At 48.7% G+C, this 20,878-nt stretch carries 21 protein-coding genes and 1 pseudogene; 8 read left to right on the top strand and 14 right to left on the bottom strand.

The genetic code is table 11. The features are described from left to right. The first annotated feature begins 45 nt into the window (after nt 1-45). A complete protein-coding gene (gene trmL / locus CJP72_RS16360; RefSeq protein ID WP_162382405.1) occupies nt 46-519 on the top strand; it encodes a tRNA (uridine(34)/cytosine(34)/5-carboxymethylaminomethyluridine(34)-2'-O)-methyltransferase TrmL in 474 nt (157 codons plus the stop codon). Nucleotides 520-702: 183 nt separating this feature from the next. Here the strand turns inward: trmL and cysE are convergent, their stop codons facing one another. The 5 genes from cysE to CJP72_RS16335 all read right to left on the bottom strand — a co-directional run bounded on the left by cysE (nt 703) and on the right by CJP72_RS16335 (nt 3,865). Further along, on the bottom strand, nt 703-1,524 hold the full coding sequence (gene cysE / locus CJP72_RS16355; protein WP_162382404.1) for a serine O-acetyltransferase: 822 nt from the start codon (nt 1,522-1,524) through the stop codon (nt 703-705). A gap of 81 nt (nt 1,525-1,605) precedes the next feature. Beyond that, complete coding sequence (gene gpsA, locus CJP72_RS16350; protein WP_162382403.1) at nt 1,606-2,625, bottom strand: NAD(P)H-dependent glycerol-3-phosphate dehydrogenase; 1,020 nt, start codon at nt 2,623-2,625, stop codon at nt 1,606-1,608. Further along, nucleotides 2,625-3,092, bottom strand: a complete 468-nt coding sequence (secB, locus tag CJP72_RS16345) for a protein-export chaperone SecB (protein WP_003024155.1) — start codon at nt 3,090-3,092, stop codon at nt 2,625-2,627. The genes gpsA and secB overlap by 1 nt, the downstream gene beginning before the upstream one ends. A 62-nt stretch (nt 3,093-3,154) precedes the next feature. Next, entirely contained in the window at nt 3,155-3,406 is a 252-nt protein-coding gene (gene grxC / locus CJP72_RS16340) for a glutaredoxin 3 (RefSeq protein WP_162382402.1), read from the bottom strand. A 27-nt stretch (nt 3,407-3,433) separates the two neighbouring features. Beyond that, a complete protein-coding gene (locus tag CJP72_RS16335) occupies nt 3,434-3,865 on the bottom strand; it encodes a rhodanese-like domain-containing protein (RefSeq protein ID WP_162382401.1) in 432 nt (143 codons plus the stop codon). Nucleotides 3,866-4,113: 248 nt separating this feature from the next. On the opposite strand from CJP72_RS16335, the gene gpmM reads away from it, so the two are divergent. Genes gpmM through CJP72_RS16320 form a run of 3 tightly spaced genes read left to right on the top strand, consistent with a single transcriptional unit; the run spans nt 4,114 to nt 7,926 of the window. Next, complete coding sequence (gpmM, locus tag CJP72_RS16330; RefSeq protein WP_162382400.1) at nt 4,114-5,658, top strand: 2,3-bisphosphoglycerate-independent phosphoglycerate mutase; 1,545 nt, start codon at nt 4,114-4,116, stop codon at nt 5,656-5,658. Nucleotides 5,659-5,691: 33 nt separating this feature from the next. Next, on the top strand, nt 5,692-6,951 hold the full coding sequence (gene envC / locus CJP72_RS16325; protein WP_342212325.1) for a murein hydrolase activator EnvC: 1,260 nt from the start codon (nt 5,692-5,694) through the stop codon (nt 6,949-6,951). Nucleotides 6,952-6,954: 3 nt separating this feature from the next. Further along, nucleotides 6,955-7,926, top strand: a complete 972-nt coding sequence (locus CJP72_RS16320; RefSeq protein ID WP_162382398.1) for a divergent polysaccharide deacetylase family protein — start codon at nt 6,955-6,957, stop codon at nt 7,924-7,926. A gap of 115 nt (nt 7,927-8,041) precedes the next feature. Here CJP72_RS16320 and tdh read toward each other — a convergent pair whose 3' ends face one another. After that, the gene (gene tdh / locus CJP72_RS16315; RefSeq protein WP_162382397.1) at nt 8,042-9,067 is read right to left on the bottom strand and encodes an L-threonine 3-dehydrogenase; all 1,026 of its coding nucleotides are present in this window, start codon (nt 9,065-9,067) and stop codon (nt 8,042-8,044) included. Between the two features lie 9 nt (nt 9,068-9,076). Then, the gene (gene kbl / locus CJP72_RS16310) at nt 9,077-10,273 is read right to left on the bottom strand and encodes a glycine C-acetyltransferase (RefSeq protein ID WP_162382396.1); all 1,197 of its coding nucleotides are present in this window, start codon (nt 10,271-10,273) and stop codon (nt 9,077-9,079) included. Between the two features lie 215 nt (nt 10,274-10,488). Between kbl and rfaD the strand changes: the two genes are divergently transcribed. The 4 genes and pseudogenes from rfaD to CJP72_RS16290 all read left to right on the top strand — a co-directional run. Next, nucleotides 10,489-11,469 (top strand): ADP-glyceromanno-heptose 6-epimerase, encoded by a 981-nt coding sequence (gene rfaD / locus CJP72_RS16305; protein WP_162382395.1) that lies wholly within the window; start codon nt 10,489-10,491, stop codon nt 11,467-11,469. Between the two features lie 79 nt (nt 11,470-11,548). Further along, nucleotides 11,549-12,595: an ADP-heptose--LPS heptosyltransferase RfaF gene (rfaF, locus tag CJP72_RS16300; RefSeq protein ID WP_162382394.1), complete on the top strand. Its 1,047-nt coding sequence runs from the start codon at nt 11,549-11,551 to the stop codon at nt 12,593-12,595. Nucleotides 12,596-12,598: 3 nt separating this feature from the next. Beyond that, entirely contained in the window at nt 12,599-13,561 is a 963-nt protein-coding gene (gene rfaC / locus CJP72_RS16295) for a lipopolysaccharide heptosyltransferase RfaC (RefSeq protein ID WP_162382393.1), read from the top strand. Between the two features lie 10 nt (nt 13,562-13,571). Beyond that, nucleotides 13,572-14,624: pseudogene (locus CJP72_RS16290) on the top strand (O-antigen ligase family protein); the annotation flags it as partial. Nucleotides 14,625-14,677: 53 nt separating this feature from the next. Here the strand turns inward: CJP72_RS16290 and CJP72_RS26350 are convergent. The 7 genes from CJP72_RS26350 to waaB all read right to left on the bottom strand — a co-directional run bounded on the left by CJP72_RS26350 (nt 14,678) and on the right by waaB (nt 20,866). Next, on the bottom strand, nt 14,678-14,743 hold the full coding sequence (locus tag CJP72_RS26350; RefSeq protein ID WP_446714975.1) for a hypothetical protein: 66 nt from the start codon (nt 14,741-14,743) through the stop codon (nt 14,678-14,680). Between the two features lie 126 nt (nt 14,744-14,869). Continuing rightward, nucleotides 14,870-15,946 (bottom strand): glycosyltransferase family 9 protein, encoded by a 1,077-nt coding sequence (locus CJP72_RS16285; protein ID WP_162382391.1) that lies wholly within the window; start codon nt 15,944-15,946, stop codon nt 14,870-14,872. 37 nt (nt 15,947-15,983) lie between these two features. Beyond that, nucleotides 15,984-16,838: a 3-deoxy-D-manno-oct-2-ulosonate III transferase WaaZ gene (waaZ, locus tag CJP72_RS16280; RefSeq protein ID WP_162382390.1), complete on the bottom strand. Its 855-nt coding sequence runs from the start codon at nt 16,836-16,838 to the stop codon at nt 15,984-15,986. A 180-nt stretch (nt 16,839-17,018) separates the two neighbouring features. Then, the gene (gene rfaY / locus CJP72_RS16275; protein ID WP_162382389.1) at nt 17,019-17,717 is read right to left on the bottom strand and encodes a lipopolysaccharide core heptose(II) kinase RfaY; all 699 of its coding nucleotides are present in this window, start codon (nt 17,715-17,717) and stop codon (nt 17,019-17,021) included. A gap of 13 nt (nt 17,718-17,730) precedes the next feature. Then, nucleotides 17,731-18,747: a glycosyltransferase gene (locus tag CJP72_RS16270; protein ID WP_162382388.1), complete on the bottom strand. Its 1,017-nt coding sequence runs from the start codon at nt 18,745-18,747 to the stop codon at nt 17,731-17,733. A gap of 20 nt (nt 18,748-18,767) precedes the next feature. Beyond that, entirely contained in the window at nt 18,768-19,781 is a 1,014-nt protein-coding gene (waaO, locus tag CJP72_RS16265; RefSeq protein ID WP_162382387.1) for a lipopolysaccharide 3-alpha-galactosyltransferase, read from the bottom strand. Between the two features lie 5 nt (nt 19,782-19,786). Further along, nucleotides 19,787-20,866 (bottom strand): lipopolysaccharide 1,6-galactosyltransferase, encoded by a 1,080-nt coding sequence (waaB, locus tag CJP72_RS16260; RefSeq protein ID WP_162382386.1) that lies wholly within the window; start codon nt 20,864-20,866, stop codon nt 19,787-19,789. Nucleotides 20,867-20,878 lie beyond the last annotated feature (12 nt).

Raw genomic sequence — 20,878 nt, 5'->3', positions numbered from 1 at the left:
CACGGGTGATTTCTGCTATTCTGCCCCCCGCACTAAGGGGGCAGTATGCTAAACATCGTTCTATTCGAACCAGAAATCCCGCCAAATACAGGCAATATCATTCGTCTTTGCGCCAACACTGGCTTTCGTCTGCACATTATTGAACCGATGGGGTTCACCTGGGATGACAAGCGCCTGCGCCGCGCAGGGCTGGATTATCATGAGTTCACCGCGGTAAAGCGCCACCACGATTACGACGCTTTTGTGGCAGCGGAAAATCCCCAGCGCCTGTTTGCGCTGACCACAAAAGGTACACCGGCGCATAGCGCAGTCAGCTATCAGGATGGCGACTATTTGATGTTTGGGCCCGAAACGCGAGGTCTGCCAGCCAGCATTCTTGATGCCCTGCCCGCTGAACAAAAAATTCGCATTCCAATGATGCCGGACAGCCGCAGTATGAACCTGTCAAATGCCGTGTCAGTGGTCGTGTATGAAGCGTGGAGACAACTGGGATATCCAGGGGCGGTATTGCGTAGTTGATTTTTGTCGGATGGCGGCTGACGCCTTATCCGACCTACGAACGCATTTGCCATTGATTTTTCTGGCATTATCGGCGCAGTCAGATTGGACACGTACCGCGCGCAGCGACCGGAGCGTACACGCAGTACGTGAGGATGGCGAGCACAGCCCGGGTTCAAGATGACAAGTAAGATAGTCCGGAAGTTAGATGCCGTCGCCGTACTCAAACGTATGGTGGATCCCGTTGAAATGCTGATCCATATCCATGGACGGCTTATCGCTGTCAGGTTTACCGACAATACGTGCCGGTACGCCTGCGGCGGTGGTGTGCGGCGGAACAGGCTGCAATACCACGGAACCGGCACCAATCTTCGCGCCGCGACCAACTTCAATATTGCCGAGGATTTTCGCCCCCGCGCCAATCATCACGCCTTCACGAATTTTCGGATGACGGTCGCCGCCCGATTTACCGGTCCCGCCCAGCGTTACGGATTGCAGGATGGAAACATCGTTTTCAATGACCGCCGTTTCACCCACCACAATCCCGGTGGCGTGATCGAGCATGATGCCACGGCCAATTTTTGCCGCTGGGTGAATATCGACCTGAAAGGTCACTGATACCTGATTTTGCAGGAAAATCGCCAAAGCCCGGCGACCTTCATTCCACAGCCAGTGGCCAATACGATACGCCTGCAGAGCATGAAAACCCTTCAGGTACAAAAGTGGGGTTGAGTATTTATCGACCGCCGGGTCGCGAGTGCGCACCGCCTGAATATCGCAGGCCGCTGAGGCGATCATTTCCGGATCTGCCGCGTAGGCTTCCTCTACCACTTCACGTATGGCTATCGCGGGCATGATGGACGAAGCCAGTTTATTCGCCAGCATATAACTGAGCGCACTGCCCAGATTCTCATGCTTGAGTAGCGTGGCGTGGTAAAAACTGGCCAGCATCGGCTCACAGTCCGCAAGTTGACGGGCTTCGGCTTTAATATTGTTCCAGACGATATCCAGTTCTTCACACGGCATTGCGGACTCCAGGTATTGAGGCGAACGACCGGCCCGTTCTTCGCGGGCCGGGTCATTTTTTGTTCAGACAGATCCTTGCGGCTAGTGGCGGCTTCGCTCATCCTTGCGTGCACGACCTAATAACGTCAATGCTGCCTCGCGCGCGTTTTTTCCGCAATACAATACTTGATAAATTTCCTCGGTTATTGGCATTTCGACACCAAAACGGTGCGCCAATTCACGAACTTCTTTTGTATTGCGATAGCCTTCAACCACCTGGCCAATCTTGTCCTGCGCACCTTGAACATCCATGCCCTGTCCGAGCATCATGCCAAAGCGGCGGTTACGCGACTGGTTGTCAGTACAGGTCAGTACCAGATCGCCTAACCCAGCCATCCCCATGAAGGTGGTCGGATCGGCTCCCAGTGCGGCCCCCAAACGTGACATTTCGGTCAGCCCACGGGTGATCAGCGCAGTACGCGCATTGGCGCCAAAACCGATGCCGTCGGACATTCCCGCGCCAATCGCAATAACGTTTTTCACCGCACCGCCAAGCTGTACGCCAATGAAATCCGGATTGTTGTAGACGCGGAAGCTTTTACCGCAGTGCAGCAATTGCTGCAGATCGTCAGCAAAAGTGTCATCCGTTGACGCCAGGGAAATTGCCGTCGGTAAACCCGCCGCCAGCTCTTTGGCAAACGTTGGGCCAGAGATCACCGCGAGCGGAATTTCCGGTCCTAACGCTTCTCGCGCGACATCCTGCAACAGGCGTCCCGTCTCTGCTTCCAGACCTTTTGTCGCCCATACAAGGCGTGCATCCGGGCGCATCAACGGTTTGATCTGACGCAGTACTTCACCAAAGACATGGCTCGGCACCACGACCAGAATATTACGGCTGGCCGCCAGCGCAGTGGCTAAGTCACTTTCCAGGAGAAGCGAGTCAGGAAAAGGCACATCAGGGAGAAACGCGACATTACAGCGATCGTGTTCAAGGGTCGCGATATGTTTAGGATCATGGCCCCACAGGACAACCTGGTGGCCATTTCTTGCCAACGTGATGGCAAGAGCGGTGCCGTACGAGCCGGCACCGATCACAGTCATTGAAGCATTACTTTGGTTCATCAGGCATCCTGATGTTCTTCAGTACCTTCGCCAGCCTGCTGCTGTAAATAGTTCATGAACAGCGCATCAAAGTTGACCGGCGCGAGGTTCAGTTGCGGGAATGTACCGCGGGAAACCAGGCTGGTGATGCATTCGCGGGCATACGGGAACAGAATGTTCGGGCAGTATGCGCCAAGGCAATGCGCCATCTGAGTCCCTTCGATACCACTGATGGAGAAAATACCGCCCTGCTGAACTTCACACAGGAACGCCGTTTCTTCACCCAGGGAAGCCGTAACGGTGACACGCAGCACGACTTCGTACACGTCATCAGCCAGTTGGGTCGATGCAGTATCAAGATCAAGTTTAACCTCTGGCTGCCAATCTTTCTGGAAAACATGCGGCGCATTTGGCGCTTCGAAAGAGACATCCTTGGTATAAATACGTTGGATCTGGAAAGCCATTTCAGTGTTATTTTGTTCTGACATGTTGAGAAAACCCTTTAATGTTGTCCTTTAATACCGTCTTGATGCAATGTTAACGACGTGCGTTAGCTCAGCAGGGGATCCAGTCCACCACGCGCATCCAACGCATACAAGTCGTCACACCCACCGATATGCTGCGCATCAATAAAAATCTGCGGAACCGTCGTACGACCACTACGTTTGATCATCTCTTCACGTTTAACGGCATCGCCATCAATTGGAAGTTCCTGGAAACTCACACCCTTATCGCTCAGCAGCGCTTTTGCACGATGGCAAAACGGGCAGGTCGCTTTGGTGTAGATTTCAATATTGGCCATGACTTCGCTCCTGTGTTTATCTACAGCTTACTTACCGCGTACCAGAGGCAGGTTTTCACCACTCCAGCCTGCAACACCTTCTTTCAGCACAAACACTTTCTCAAAACCAGCTTTAGTCAGCGCCGTTGCAGAGTCCTGGCACTGCATGCCAGAGCCATCTACCACGATAACCGGTTTGTCTTTGTGCTTCTCAAGCTCACCAACGTTGTTGGCTTTGATTTCGCTCGGCAGCAGGTTAGTGGAGCCCGCGATATGGCCTTTGCGGAAGTCGTCGCGCTGGCGTAAATCTACAACAATGGCATCTTCTTTATTGATAAGACGTGTCGCTTCACCGCGTGTAATCACCTTCACTTTCGAGGTCAGGCCTTTGAACGTGGTGAATAATACCGCCACCAGTAACGCAATCCAGGCGATACTTAGAATGGGATGACGGCCAACAAATTGCATAATTTCTTGCATGGGGGGTAACAACTCCCGACTCAGTGATTAAAAAAACCAGGAAAGAAGTATACCTGCGCGTTGTCGCAAATACAGCCAGAGCGTGCAATGGATTGCATTTTTGCGGGGTGCTACGGAAAAAAAACCGTAAATCCGCGCCATCCCCAGGCCGCTCTCCGCCATTATTTGATCTTCTGGGGCTATTTTATCGATTCAGCTGTAGTAAAATTACGCAATTAATTTTGTCTATTGAGTGTGAGGTTGTCGCAATGTCGGTTTCTAAAAAACCTATGGTACTGGTGATCCTGGATGGCTATGGCTATCGTGAAGACAGCCAGGATAACGCCATTTTTAATGCCAAAACCCCAGTAATGGATGCTCTGTGGGCAAAACGTCCGCATACCCTGATTGATGCTTCCGGTCTGGAAGTGGGTCTGCCTGACCGCCAGATGGGTAACTCTGAAGTGGGCCACGTCAACCTGGGTGCAGGCCGCATCGTGTATCAGGATCTGACCCGCCTGGACGTTGAAATCAAAGAACGTACCTTCTTCGCCAACCCAGTGCTGACCGATGCAGTCGATCAAGCGAAAAACGCCGGTAAAGCGGTACACATCATGGGTCTGCTGTCTGCGGGCGGCGTTCACAGCCACGAAGATCACATCATGGCAATGGTTGAACTGGCCGCCGAACGTGGCGCAGAGAAAATCTACCTGCACGCCTTCCTGGATGGTCGTGACACCCCGCCACGCAGCGCTGAATCCTCGCTGAAAAAATTCGAAGACAAATTTGCCGCGCTGGGCAAAGGGCGCGTCGCCTCTATCATCGGTCGTTACTATGCAATGGACCGCGACAACCGTTGGGATCGCGTAGAAAAAGCGTATGACCTGATGACGCTGGCGCAGGGCGAATTCCAGACTGACACCGCTGTAGCTGGCCTGCAGGCCGCCTATGCGCGCGATGAAAACGACGAATTCGTAAAAGCCACCGTAATTCGTGCAGAAGGCCAGCCCGACGCGGCAATGGAAGATGGCGACACGCTGATTTTCATGAACTTCCGTGCTGACCGTGCCCGCGAAATTACCCGTGCATTTGTTAACGCTGACTTCGACGGTTTCGCCCGTAAGAAAGTGGTCAATCTGAACTTCGTGATGCTAACCGAATATGCGGCCGACATCAAAACCGCAGTGGCTTACCCACCCGCATCGCTGGCGAACACCCTCGGCGAATGGATGGCGAAAAACGATAAAACCCAGTTGCGTATTTCCGAGACGGAAAAATATGCACATGTCACCTTCTTCTTCAATGGCGGCGTAGAAGAGCCGTTTGCCGGTGAAGATCGTATTCTGATCAACTCTCCGAAAGTAGCAACCTACGATCTGCAACCAGAAATGAGCTCTGCAGAACTGACCGAAAAACTGGTTGCCGCCATTGAGAGCGGTAAATACGACACTATCATCTGTAACTATCCGAACGGCGATATGGTGGGTCATACCGGTGTGATGGACGCGGCGGTTAAAGCGGTTGAAGCGCTGGATCACTGCGTTGAGCAAGTGACCAAAGCCGTTGAATCCGTTGGCGGCCAGGTGCTGATCACCGCTGACCACGGCAACGCTGAACAAATGCGTGATCCGGCGACCGGCCAGGCGCATACAGCGCATACCAACCTGCCCGTTCCGCTGATTTATGTCGGTGCTAAAAACGTGAAAGCCGTAGAAGGCGGTAAACTTTCCGATATCGCGCCTACCATGCTGACGCTGATGGGTATGGAAATCCCGCAAGAGATGACTGGTAAGCCGCTGTTCATCGTGGAATAATCCCTCCCCATGAGGGGAAAGGCGTTTAATTCCATTACATGGGCCGTGAATCCGCGAAGGTTTTCAGTCAGGCCTCTGATCTACGCCAGCGTAATTAGCGCTGGCGTATTGTTGTGCGCCTTTTCCGCACACGCAGATGAGCGGGACCAGCTCAAATCCATTCAGGCGGATATCGCCGCAAAAGAACGCGCCGTGCGCCAGCAACAGCAGCAGCGTTCTAGCCTGCTTGCACAGTTAAAAGCACAAGAAGAAGCCATATCTGCCGCTGCCCGAGCGTTGCGTGAAACCCAGAACACCCTCGCCCAGTTAAACAAACAGATCGCCGAGATGAATGCGTCTATTGCCAAACTGGAGCAACAAAAAGCCAATCAGGAACGTAGCCTCGCCGCGCAGCTTGATGCCGCATTCCGCCAGGGCGAGCATACCGGAATTCAGTTGATTCTCAGCGGCGAAGAGAGCCAACGTGGGCAGCGCCTGCAAGCCTACTTTGGTTATCTGAACCAGGCGCGTCAGGAAACCATCGCGGAACTGAAGCAAACCCGTGAAGAAGTGGCCTCGCAAAAGGCCGAGCTGGAAGAGAAACAAAGCCAGCAACAGACGCTGCTGTACGAACAGCGCGCCCAACAGGCCAAGCTGGAACAGGCGCGTAATGAGCGCCAAAAAACACTCTCCGGGCTGGAATCATCGATTCAGCAAGGCCAACAGCAGTTAAGCGAAATGCGCGCTAACGAATCCCGTCTGCGCAACAGCCTTGCACGGGCAGAAGCCGCAGCAAAAGCGCGGGCTGAACGTGAAGCCAACGAAGCGCAAGCCGTACGCAACCGCCAACAGGAAGCGACCCGCAAAGGCACGACCTATAAACCGACTGAAAGCGAAAAATCGCTGATGTCACGTACCGGCGGACTGGGTTCCCCTCGCGGACAGGCATTCTGGCCAGTACGCGGTCCAACACTGCATCGTTATGGCGAACAACTGCAAGGTGAGCTACGTTGGAAGGGGATGGTTATCGGTGCGTCTGAAGGCACCGAAGTTAAAGCCATTGCCGATGGCCGGGTCATTTTGGCGGACTGGCTACAGGGTTACGGGCTGGTTGTTGTAGTAGAACACGGCAAAGGCGACATGAGCCTTTACGGTTATAACCAAAGTGCACTGGTCAGTGTTGGTACACAAGTGCGCGCGGGTCAGCCTATTGCGCTGGTTGGCAGCAGCGGTGGTCAGGGCCGACCGGCGCTTTATTTCGAAATTCGTCGCCAGGGTCAGGCCGTCAATCCACAGCCGTGGTTGGGAAGATAAGTTTTGCCTCAGTTTCGCCATATCATTCTCTCACTGGTCAGCCTGCTGGCGTTCGTAACCCCTGTTTTTGCTGGCAAGCTCGCCATCGTTATCGATGATTTCGGTTATCGTCCGCACAATGAAAACCAGGTGCTGGCGATGCCTTCCAATATCTCTGTCGCCGTGCTGCCCAATGCGCCGCATGCACGTGAAATGGCCACCAAAGCGCACAATAGCGGCCATGAAGTTCTGATCCATCTGCCGATGGCGCCATTGAGTAAACAGCCGCTGGAGAAAGACACGCTACGCCCGGAAATGAGCAGCGACGAAATTGAGCGGATTATTCGCGATGCCGTCAACAAAGTGCCGTATGCCGTTGGGCTTAACAACCATATGGGCAGTGCGATGACCTCCAGTCTGTTTGGTATGCAAAAAGTGATGCAGGCGCTGGGGCGTTACGATCTCTACTTCCTCGACAGCATGACTATCGGCAACAGCCAGGCAATGCGGGCAGCCTCCGGAACAGGCGTGAAAGTGATTAAACGCAAAGTGTTCCTTGATGACTCGCAGAACGAAGCGGATATCCGTCATCAGTTTAATCGTGCCATTGAGTTAGCTCGCCGTAATGGTTCCGCCATTGCTATCGGACACCCTCACCCGTCAACGGTGCGCGTGTTGCAACAGATGGTCTATAACCTACCGGCAGATATCACGCTGGTGCGCCCAAGTAGCTTGCTCAACGAACCCCAGGTGGATACATCTACACCCAACCTGACACCACCGGGCAACAATGAACCGAACGCACCGCGCAACCCATTCCGTGGTGTGAAGCTGTGTAAACCGAAGCAACCGTTAGAGCCAGTCTATGCCGACCAGTTCTTTAATGTCTTGAGTGAAAGTATTCGCCAGAGCACCGTCGTCACTTACTTCCAGCATCAATGGCAGGGTTGGGGAAAAGCATCCTCTCCCAACGGGGTGAACGCTAACGCAAATTAAGCGGAAGATGAGCAGGAAAATAAGATCCTGCAAAGCGAGCAAACGTTTATAAAAACACCTTCGCAGCGTGTAGTGTTCTGCAGAAAAAAGGGCTGGATAACCAGCCCTTTTACAATTAATCCCAGCTCAGGATCACTTTCCCTGACTGGCCTGAGCGCATTGCATCAAAGCCTTTCTGGAATTCATCAATTGAGAAGTGATGGGTGATGATCGGAGTCAGATCCAGACCAGACTGGATCAGTGCAGCCATCTTGTACCAGGTTTCAAACATTTCGCGACCATAAATGCCTTTGATAAACAGGCCCTTAAAGATCACCTTTGTCCAGTCGATAGACATGTCTGAAGGAGGGATCCCCAACATGGCAATACGACCACCGTGGTTCATGGTATCCAGCATGGCACGGAACGCTGGCGGCGCACCGGACATTTCCAGACCCACGTCAAACCCTTCGGTCATTCCGAGCCTGGCCATCACATCAGGTAGATTCTCTTTCGAGACGTTTACCGCATGCGTGATGCCCATCTTACGTGCCAGCTCCAGACGGTATTCATTGACGTCAGTGATGACTACATGGCGTGCACCCACATGTTTTGCCACTGCTGCAGCCATAATACCGATCGGGCCTGCGCCTGATACCAGCACATCTTCGCCCACCAGATCAAACGACAGTGCCGTGTGTACCGCGTTGCCGAACGGGTCAAAGATAGAGGCTAAATCGTCGGAGATATTGTCCGGGATTTTAAAGGCGTTAAACGCAGGAATAACCAGATACTCAGCAAAACAGCCTGAGCGGTTTACACCCACACCCGTTGTATTACGGCACAGGTGAGTGCGTCCGCCGCGACAGTTACGACAATGGCCACAGGTGATGTGACCTTCACCGGAAACACGGTCACCCACCTTAAATCCTTTGACTTCCTGGCCGATACCGACCACTTCGCCAACATATTCGTGCCCAACAACCATAGGTACCGGGATCGTTTTTTGCGACCATTCATCCCAGTTATAGATGTGAACGTCGGTCCCGCAGATGGCTGTTTTACGGATTTTAATCAGCAGATCGTTATGTCCGAGTTCCGGTTCAGGAACGTCGGTCATCCAGATGCCCTCTTCCGCTTTCAGTTTGGATAACGCTTTCATCTCACATCCTCAGGCGATAACGCCCAGTTGTTTACCAATACGCGTGAATGCCGCAACGGCACGCGTAATTTGCTCAGGCGTGTGCGCCGCAGACATCTGGGTACGAATACGCGCCTGACCTTTTGGCACCACCGGATAGAAGAACCCGGTGACATAAATACCCTCTTTTTGCAGTTCGCGAGCAAATTCTTGCGCAACCACAGCATCTCCCAGCATAACCGGGATAATGGCATGGTCAGCGCCCGCAAGCGTAAAACCTGCCGCAGACATCTGCTCACGGAACTGACGTGCATTCGCCCACAGGCGGCCACGCAGTTCGCTGCCAGCTTCCACCATCTCCAGCACTTTAATGGAGGCGGCAACAATCGCCGGCGCTAATGAGTTGGAGAATAAATACGGGCGAGAACGCTGACGCAACCATTCCACCACCTCTTTATGCGCTGCCGTATAACCGCCGGATGCGCCACCCAAAGCTTTACCTAACGTACCGGTAATGATGTCTACACGGCCCATCACATCGCAGTATTCATGAGAACCACGACCGTTCTCACCCACAAAACCGACAGCATGAGAGTCATCAACCATCACCAGCGCATCGTATTTATCCGCCAGGTCACACACCCCTTTCAGGTTGGCGATCATGCCGTCCATAGAGAACACACCGTCAGTCGCGATCAACACATGTCGGGCACCGGCTTCTCGCGCTTCTTTCAGACGCGCTTCCAGCTCCTGCATATCATTATTGGCGTAGCGAAAACGCTTCGCTTTGCACAGACGTACACCATCAATAATAGAAGCGTGGTTCAGCGCATCGGAAATAATCGCATCTTCTGCACCCAACAACGTTTCGAACAGGCCGCCATTGGCATCAAAGCAGGAGGAATACAGAATGGCATCTTCCATACCCAAAAATGTCGCCAGTTTTTGCTCCAGCTGTTTATGGCTGTCCTGGGTACCGCAGATAAAGCGCACCGAGGCCATACCAAAGCCGTGGGAGTCCATCCCGGCTTTCGCTGCTGCAATCAATTCCGGATGATTCGCCAGCCCCAGATAGTTGTTGGCGCAAAAGTTGATGACGTGGCTTCCATCCGCCACGGTAATGTCCGCCTGCTGTGCAGACGTGATAATGCGCTCTTCTTTAAACAATCCTTCCGCACGAGCGGTTTCCAGATCGTTGTTCAACTGCTTATAAAAATCCCCACGCATTGCGATTCTCCAGACTGGGCAAATTTCAGCACATATTACCCAAACCTATAAGTTGATACGAGATGACGCGTTATCACTTCTTTAAAATGCAGCATAAATCACGCGTATCCACATGGCTTACCGGTGAATGGCTGAAGCCAGGGCCTTGTGATGGTATGATTACAGATATTCGTGTCTGAGATTGTCTCTGACTCCATAATTCGAAGGTTACAGTTATGATCATCGTTACCGGCGGCGCGGGCTTTATCGGCAGCAACATCGTTAAATCCCTGAATGATAAAGGCATCACCGATATCCTGGTGGTGGACAACCTGAAAGACGGCACCAAGTTTGTAAACCTGGTGGATCTGGACATTGCTGACTATATGGATAAGGAAGATTTCCTGATCCAGATTATGGCAGGGGAAGAGCTCGGCGACATCGAAGCGATTTTCCATGAAGGCGCATGCTCCTCTACGACAGAGTGGGATGGCAAGTATATGATGGATAACAACTATCAATACTCCAAAGAGCTGCTGCATTATTGCCTGGAGCGCGAAATTCCGTTCCTGTATGCCTCTTCAGCAGCAACCTACGGTGGCCGCACATCCGATTTTATTGAATCCCGTGAATACGAGAAACCATTGAATGTATATGGTTATTCCAAATTCCTGTTCGATGAGTATGTCCGCCAGATCCTTCCAGATGCCAACTCACAGATTGTAGGATTCCGCTACTTTAACGTTTACGGACCGCGCGAAGGCCACAAAGGCAGCATGGCGAGTGTCGCATTCCATCTAAACACTCAGCTCAATAACGGCGAAACGCCGAAACTGTTTGAAGGCAGCGAAAACTTCAAACGCGATTTCGTCTATGTGGGTGATGTTGCTGCCGTTAATTTATGGTTCCTCGAAAATGGCGTTTCCGGCATCTTTAACCTGGGAACAGGCCGTGCGGAATCCTTCCAGGCCGTAGCGGATGCAGCTCTGGCTTACCACAAAAAAGGCGACATCGAATACATTCCGTTCCCGGAAAAACTGAAAGGACGCTATCAGGCGTTTACTCAGGCAGATCTGACCAACCTGCGTGCTGCTGGTTACGACAAGCCGTTCAAGACCGTCGCCGAAGGCGTAACGGAATATATGGCCTGGCTGAATCGCGACGGCGACACAAATTCACAAAATCATTCGAGCGGTATCAAGGCGGCAACGAAGTGAATCTCCGGGAGCTTACAAAAGTAAGTGACCGAAGTGAACGCGGGCAGCCAACGCAGAGACAGCTTGAAGGATGAAGTGAATGAAGATACTGGTGATCGGCCCGTCATGGGTGGGCGACATGATGATGTCGCAAAGTCTCTATCGCACGCTCAAGGCGCGCTATCCCCAGGCGATAATCGACGTGATGGCACCGGCGTGGTGTCGTCCGTTGTTATCACGGATGCCGGAAGTCAATGAAGCGATCCCAATGCCGCTGGGTCATGGAGCACTGGAACTTGGCGAGCGGCGCAAACTCGGGCATGGTTTGCGTGAAAAACGTTATGATCGCGCTTACGTGCTGCCAAACTCGTTTAAATCGGCACTCATCCCCTTCTTTGCCGGAATTCCTCATCGTACGGGCTGGCGCGGCGAGATGCGCTACGGCCTGCTTAACGATGCGCGTGTACTCGACAAAGGCGCCTGGCCATTGATGGTCGAGCGCTATGTTGCGCTGGCCTACGACAAAGGCGTGATGCAGACGGCAAAAGATTTGCCACAACCTCTACTCTGGCCGCAATTGCAGGTGAGTGAGGGGGAAAAATCACTCACCTGCAACGAATTCGCACTTTCAACGGAACGTCCGATCATCGGCTTTTGTCCTGGTGCTGAATTTGGTCCGGCAAAACGCTGGCCGCACTATCACTACGCGGAACTGGCAAAACAGCTCATTGATGAAGGCTATCAAATTGTCCTGTTTGGCTCGGCAAAAGATCATGAATCCGGGAACGAGATTTTGGCGTCCCTGAACACCGAACAACAGGCATGGTGCCGTAATCTGGCTGGTGAAACACAGCTGGAACAGGCTGTAATCCTCCTCGCGGCATGTCAGGCCGTCGTCACCAACGATTCTGGTTTGATGCATGTTGCGGCAGCGCTGAACCGTCCACTGGTCGCACTTTATGGCCCAAGCAGCCCGGACTTCACACCACCACTTTCACAGAAAGCTCGCGTGATCCGCCTGATTACAGGTTATCACCGGGTGCGTAAAGGGGATGCGGCAGAAGGGTATCACCAGAGCCTGATCGATATTACGCCAGAGCATGTACTGGAAGAACTTAACAGTCTGTTGTTACAAGAGGAAGCCTGACGAATGCGGGTTCTGATCGTCAAAACATCATCGATGGGTGATGTGTTACATACGCTTCCTGCGCTCACTGATGCACAGCAGGCCATTCCAGGAATTCGCTTTGACTGGGTAGTGGAAGAAGGGTTTGCACAGATTCCATCATGGCACGCTGCGGTTGACCGGGTGATCCCGGTGGCGATTCGCCGCTGGCGTAAAGCCTGGTTTTCTACTGCCATTAAAGCTGAACGCAAAACCTTTCAAGCGGCAGTACAGGCACAACATTATGATGCCATTATTGATGCGCAGGGCCTGGTGAAAAGCGCTGCATTCGTCACTCGTCTGGCGCGTGGCGTCAAGCATGGCATGGACTGGCAAACAGCCCGCGAACCTCTGGCCAGCTTGTTTTACAACTGCCGCCATCATATTGCTAAACAGCAGCATGCAGTAGAACGCACCCGCGAACTGTTCGCTAAAAGTCTGGGCTACAACAAACCGCAGACTCAGGGTGATTATGCTATTGCACAGCATTTCCTGAACAATATGAATACCGATACAGGTCGATATGCTGTATTTTTACACGCTACCACCAGAGATGATAAACACTGGCCGGAGTCAAACTGGCGGGAATTAATTGGTCTGCTAAGCCAGTCAGGTGTTCGCATTAAATTGCCGTGGGGAGCACCTCACGAAGAAGCACGGGCGAAGAGGTTATCTGAGGGATTCGCTCACGTTGAGGTATTACCGCGAATGACGCTGGAAGGCGTCGCGCGCGTGCTGGCGGGAGCAAAATTTGTCGTTTCAGTCGATACGGGGTTAAGCCATCTGACCGCCGCACTCGATCGACCTAACGTCACGTTGTACGGTCCTACGGATCCAGGGCTCATTGGTGGTTACGGGAAGAACCAGGTGGCGTGTCGTGCTCCAGGAAATCAATTAGCAATGCTAAACGCTGATTCAGTCCGCGACGAACTATCATCATTATTATAAAGGTAATTGAATGCCAACCTTGAGTCTTATCAGCCCCTGGCGTCACTACGCCACAAAGACGTCTTCAGCACTGGAAGTGACAACCTATTTGCTCTGTGCCATCACGCTGATTGTTGCAATGTTTGATAATACGCTAAGCATGAAGTTATATAATGTTACAGCGATATTGGGTCTGTTGGCGCTGCTATTACGCGGTAAACCTGAAAGCTATTCGGTACAGTACTGGTTGCTGCCACTCGCTATTTTTATCATCGGCGCACTGGATGTCGCGTGGTATTCCGCCTTTAAGGTTGATCACTCCCCCTTTCGCGCGACCTATCATAGTTATTTGAACACAGCGAAAATCTTTCTCTTTGGCGCTTTTCTTACTTTGCTGGCGTTGACGTCAAGAATTCGCTTTAAGAAAGAGTTACCGCTTTATATCCTGTATTCGCTGTCATTCTTTATCGCGGGATATGCGTATTATATAAAAGCGACCACTGGCATAATTCGTCTTGATTTTGGTATTGGTTCGGCCACGGGCGCAGCCTACTCCATTATGTTTGTCGGGATTGTCAGCGGGATATCGATTCTCTACACCCAGCGGAATCATCCGATGTTATTTTTACTGAATGCCATCGCGATATTCTATGCCCTGGCACTTACCCAGACGCGCTCCACGCTGTTGATCTTCCCGGTGATCTGTGCGCTGTCGTTGGTTGCCGGGTATATCAAGTCGCCAAAGAAACTCTTCTTTTCAGTCATTGGCTTTTTCATCGCACTGGTTGTGCTGATTGCCTTGTTTAGTAAGCCGATTTATAACCGCTACCACGAAGGTGTGTCGGATCTGACGCGCTATAGCCAGGGTAATAGCAAGAGTTCTCTGGGTGCACGTCTGGCAATGTATGAAATTGGCTTCGACATCTTTAAAGAGGCTCCGCTCGCGGCGAGATCCGCCGAGACACGGGCCCAGCGAATGACAGAACTCGCAACTGAGCATAAATATCTGCAAAGCGCGCTGGAGTTTTCGAATGTCCATTTACATAACGAGTTTATAGAAGCCGCTTCACTGAAAGGGATCTCTGGCGTCCTGTCGACACTGTTGTTCTATATCGCGCTGTTCTTTACGGTTTATTATCACCGTTCGCTGGGACTTTTTACGTTAACGCTAGCGATCGTCGGAACGGGGCTCAGTGATGTCATTCTCTGGTCCCGGAGCGTGCCAATCATCTTAATAACCGCGATCGTTTTAATGCTTTTCCTCAAGAAAAATCGATTGCACGGCGATATTGCGCCACAATAAGCTGACCATCAGAAGTGAGCTATCACTCACTTCTGATGTTTCGACAGCAACCCCTCTACCGATTCAGTCAGAACCTTCAGGCTAATATCCTTCACCGTATACGTCGGAGAGACCACCTGTAACGCATTGCAGTTATTCGGTGCCCAGATGAGATGTGAGGGGTAGGTCGTTTGTCGTGCATGTGGATAAAGTGCGAGCGTAGGAATTTCATAGGCCGATGCAATATGGACCAGTGCGGTATCCACGGAGATCACATACTGACTGAATTTTGTCAGTGCAACGGTATAAATGAATTCTTTAAAGGGCAGGGATTCAATGCCAGGTATTGCAATAGCGCGAATATCTTCGGCTAAGCCGGTAAAAATAACCCGGTAATCCGGATGCTGTTTACGGAGATGCGAATAAATCGTACCGATCTGCTCATCAGACAATCGACAGATTTTCTTTGCCCCTAGCGCATTGATAATAATTACTTTTGAGTCGCCAACAAAATTCAGAACATCCTTTTCAACCGACTCTGGTAATGGTAAATCATAACTCACATCAAATTCATGACGTTCATCGCCATAAAAATGACGCAGTATCTCACTGGCCCGTGTACACATGTGCGCCGTTAACTTCTCATCATGCGGATGGTAAACGGTATAGTAACGTTTATACCACTTATCAAAACCCAGGATATGAGCGTGTCTGACACCCGACAGCAACAGGCTATGACCAAAGGAAGGCATGGTTTCAAAGGGGTCAAGTACGATATCGAAAGATTCGCGGGAAAGACGTTTACGTAATGCCAGCACATCTCTGATAGCATTTGATTTTTTAATATAAAACTGATGTATCCGGTTATTACCAGAAAGAAACGCTTTCCCCGTTTCTGTGGTTAATATTGACAGTTGTACACCACGATTAGTCAGTTCGCGATACAACGAACTCAATACGATTAAATCGCCTAACTTGTTGTTATCATGGATTAGCAAGCAGGTCTGAATCTTATCTGCATTAATTTTTGCATTCTTTTTTCTGGCGAAGAAAAATGACAAAAAATTAATCTTAATTTTATTAATGCAGTATCTTTTTTTCTTATGAAAAGCACCTAAACCCATGCGAGTTACCACACTACAAATAAAAAAGAGGTTAATACTAACTTACATAAGAATCGGCACGATCGTGAAGATCATGCGCATTGTTCATGATGTGCTGTCTGGAAGGTAACTTTGCGATATCCCCTGCCTTGATATAGGGAATAATATCGTAGCTTATGGCGGTATCGTTAGACAGATTATAAATATTAAAGTCGTCAACATTCTCACACATAAACTGGAAAAATGGCAGAATTTTGACTAAATCCTTGCTCAGTTCAGAAGGCATTGGATTGCGACTCTCATCATAAAAACGCGCACAGCTCCCGGTGATGTCTAATCCGGAACAGATCGTGTTGTCATAACCTAATGAATACGCTATCTGCATCGCCGTATACGCCACAGTATGGCATGAGCAGTAGCCTGAACTGATATCCTTACTAAACCCAACCAGTCTTTTACGTTTAGAAATGGGCACGCTAATCAAGAGATTCTTATTCCATTTTGAAAGCATTTCCAGCTTCAGTTTCTTGAAAAAGCCACCTTTTTCACGCTTATAAAGTGCGCGTAAAATCAAACAATGAGTTCGCATATATTTCTTATCTTCTTCGGTAGCGGCTTCATAAACATCCATATTGACAACAGTAAACTTACTCGCCCGGCTAAATTGATAAAAATCGTGACGTCTTTGTAGCAAAAAACGCGCATCTGTTAAGACATAAATGAAGGGAGTAATACTATTACTGAGCAAGTATTCCGCGGCGCCGTTAACGGTAATGACATCATTGTTCTGCAAAAAAGAAAGCGGTGTCCCTCGGGAGGTTGGCCCCGATAAGAAAATGATCACGTTATCAGATGTTCTGTTGGCAATAAGTTGTTGAACACCTGCTCGAGTTATAAACTTAACATTACTCATATGAAACCTGTAGGTTTGTCATGCAACTTAAATCACGATGAATCTTTGAGGAAAGTGTTCATGGTTTATCTTTAGCGAGGATGAACAAACCAGGCCGACCAGATTTGTTCATAAAATATACAAACTCATTTTTGCATTTAGAACGACCAAAAGCAATATTCTAAATAATCACATTGAAACTTAGCGCATACTTTTACCTTTCAGACGGCGCAGGAAATTACGCCACTTTTTCTTATAAACCAGGAGATAAAAACCCAAGTCTTTTCTATTATTTTCAATACCATAGTGGCGTTCTAAATCAATACGATCTTTCGCCATTCTCTGTTGGGAAGGTCTTTTTCCGGACAGATCGATTATTCTTATTTCATCATTTTGTAATATGAAGTTACCTTTATGCGGGTCACCTGAGACCATACCATGCCGATGCAAACCTTGAATGGACTGCTTTATCTTCTCTTTCACCTCAGCGGAGATGACGGGCAGGTCAACCAGTTCAACCCCCTCGATATACTCAATGATCATTATGTAGGTATGCACATAACGTAGGGTCTTCACTTCGGCAAGCAAATAAAAGTCATTTAAGGCGTCAAAACCTTCCTGCCGCACGCGATCGGTCTGGTAAAAAAGCTTTTCGTAGTAATCCCCTTTAACCAGCGACTTAAAAAATCGCTCGGTATTTTTGAATTTAGGGTGAAATACTTTCAGAATATATTTCCCATGGTCAGTATCGATTAACACGACCTTGGTGTCCTCAATACTACGAAAGACTTTTAATACTTTAAGATTATGTGTTAAAAAATCATTGAAAATATCAATGTATTTTTTACCATCCTGTTTTACAAATACAGTATAGTTTTTAATTTTTGTTTCAGTGATCATAATTATAAAGGTATCATTTCGCTATAATTTTACGACAGAGGTACGTTACACCCGCAACCACTCCACGCAGATAATGTCTTTGAACCAAAAGATGTTTATATCTTTTTTTATACTCGACCAACGTTCGTGCCTCTTTGGCAGGAACATCTTTCCAGGGTGATTGAATAAAGGCAGTGGTATAATAAATCACGGAAGGATAGCTTGCCCAGGCATGCCAGGGTTTTGTCGCCCCTGTATAGTGAATCAGTTTTGTATCAGAATGGATTATATTTAAATATTTTTCATGCGTCTTATCTCTTAATTCACTTTTAATGGTATAAATTGTATTATATTCACGAGGTAAAAAATGAACTTTATCACGCAGTAATATATTCAGGACATCCTGATCGGGATATTTATAAAAGGTTACACTTCCGTCTTCACCCGTTAACAGAGATAATGCTCTTTCAGTTAATCGATTCTCAGCCCATTGCCGGAGGTTTATCAAAACAACACCAGAGTTAAAATATCGCCCCTGAAGATTAAATGAGGGGAGTCTTTCATTTACCCTGGACTGAATGGAGTCAACGTCTTTTACCACGGCAGCGACATTATCATCGAGGTCAAGACCCAGAAGATAATCTAGAGAACCTTTGCAAATGACATCGGCATCAAGATATAGCAATTTATCCAGTTTGTGATGCAGATAATCAAAAGCGAAAAGTCGAAAATACATAGCTCTTGGCCAGACCTGCGTTTTCGGCAATACCTCAAGACATTTGACATTGATAAGATATAATGAAATTTTTATCTTATGTTCTTGCACCAGCGCTTCAATCTTATCAACGAAGCTTTGTGTGTATTTGTCGCAAATAATATGAAAAGCAACATTAATATCATTATGAATTAATACCGAGGTAATAGACACCCCGACACCATCAAGATAGTTCTCATCAATTCCATAAGAGATATTTAATGTGTTACCATTTTTATCATAGCGCTCATCAAAAACTTTATACTCTGCTATCTCTATTTCAGGAAATGAGTCCACGGCATCACCTATAATTATTTTTATTTAATAATCTTGCTTTTAAAGTAAAGTGCATAATCTATCAGACCAGAGAAATATTGCTTCTGGTTGAACATATGCTTCGCCGCATAACGTAACTGATGACTATTTTTAGGTTTTAGCAATTCAACATTACACCAGGGTGATAACTTTTTCGCATTCAAAAAGCTTTGCGCAACAGGGTAGTTGCCCCATTGATGCCAGGGCTTAGTCGGTCCAATATAATGAATGAACACCGTGTATTCATCCACAGGGTTAACCACATCGCGCTTTAATTCATAATTGATGCTGAATTGGGTATTAAATTTATTACCGATAAAACGCGCTTTGCCAACCAGCAACATATTCAGTACATCCTGATCCAGGTGAGTGATACGCTGTACCACATCCGGATCGCGTAACATCTCGATGGCCTTGCGGGAAATATCCTTAGCGGTCCAGGCAGGAAGGTTAATCAGCAAAAAGCCTGCATTAAAGTAGCCAGAAACCAGTCCCGGCGTTGCCAGACTGACAGAGCGATTCGTCCACCACTCTGACTCTCCCTCCGCAACCACGCCCGCAATTTCATGTTCAGCAAACTGGAGATCTATCAACTCTTGCACACTGCCCCGACAGGCAATATCTGCATCCAGATACAGTACCTTATCCGTTTTTCCCGCGAAGTGATCGGCAATAATAAATCGGAAGTACGTTGCATATGACCAGTTTTTAGTACTTGGTAATGATTTCAACTGCTCGCAGTCAATGAGATACACCACTATTTGGGTGGCGTATTGCTTTGCCAACGCATCAAATCGCGTCTTTTCCTCATTGCTAAATGAGTCAGTAAAGACATGAAATGCAAACGGAGTATTGGGGTTAGCAATTAGTATCGATGCAATGGATACACCGCAACCAAAAAGGAAGTTCTTGTCAATGCCATAGGCAATATTAAACTTATCAGCATCACTATGTTCTGCATAGTTATAATCTAAAGTTTGCTGGATGACTTTTTCTTCAAAATATGTTTGAGTCATAGTGATCACTTATTGATTTTGGAAAAAATCGCATTTTTTAAATGTTGAAAATAGACTTCATTATAGAAGTTATCTATCGACTCAGGAATCAGATTACTATCATACTTCAACTGACCAGAGAGGATTTGGTTGAGTAGATGAATAAACTGCTTGAGATCGTTCGACGGATACAAATCGCCATTAATACCCGGTTTGATCATATCCCGTGGACCAGACATACAGTCGGAACTAATGCACGGGATACCATACGACATGGCTTCCAGTAGGGTCATCGGAAAGCCCTCGAATGACGATGTCAGCAACAGTGCCGTGACGTTCTTTATCTCGTTTTGCACCACATCCCAGGGAGATATCTGCCAACCATGCCAGATAATACGATTGTCAATCCCTAGTTCTCGCCCATAGGCCTGACATTTTTCAAAATCAGAACCATCACCAATGACATGCAACCGCCATTCACCTTCCGCCTGGGATAAACCATTCAGCAGATCCTTAATTCTTTTTTGCCCTTCAAATTTCATCCTTCCGACATACAGAAAGACCGCGGGTTGGCTTTTTTCTGGTTGCGGAATAATCTCTGACTTTCTGGAAACGGGATTATAAACAACGGTAATGTTCTTTTGATCAATACCCCGTGCGATCATCTGTTGTTTGATACCGCTACTGATTGCCAGATGATAATCAGCCCAACTAACACATTCTGCGTGTTTTTTATGATCCAGCGAAAAATGTGGCCAGGAGAATATAGTAAAATTCTGGTCTGATTTCTTCCGCGCTTTACTGGCAAATAGGCAAGACAGCACATCAATACAGATCACCACATCGGGTACTGTTTTCTTCAGCCAGTGGCTAAACGTATGGATATGCTTTGCCCGACGTAAAAAGCTCAGACGGATAGTAGAGAAAGAGCATGAGTAATTAATACCGTTTAACCATGCCTTATCCATTTTGTCATTTCGGCAAAAGAAAAACATCTCACACTGGATTGCAGAATGTTCGGCCTGAAAGTTATAGATAACATCCCGAATGACCGTTTCCATTCCACCAAAACCAGAAACGGACTCACCAATAAATGCAATTTTCATATAGATTATCCA

This window comes from Citrobacter sp. NCU1 (assembly GCF_010231475.1).
Lineage (GTDB): Bacteria > Pseudomonadota > Gammaproteobacteria > Enterobacterales > Enterobacteriaceae > Citrobacter_D.
The sequence above is the reverse complement of the archived record's forward strand: the minus strand, read 5'-3'. Positions and strand labels throughout refer to the sequence as shown.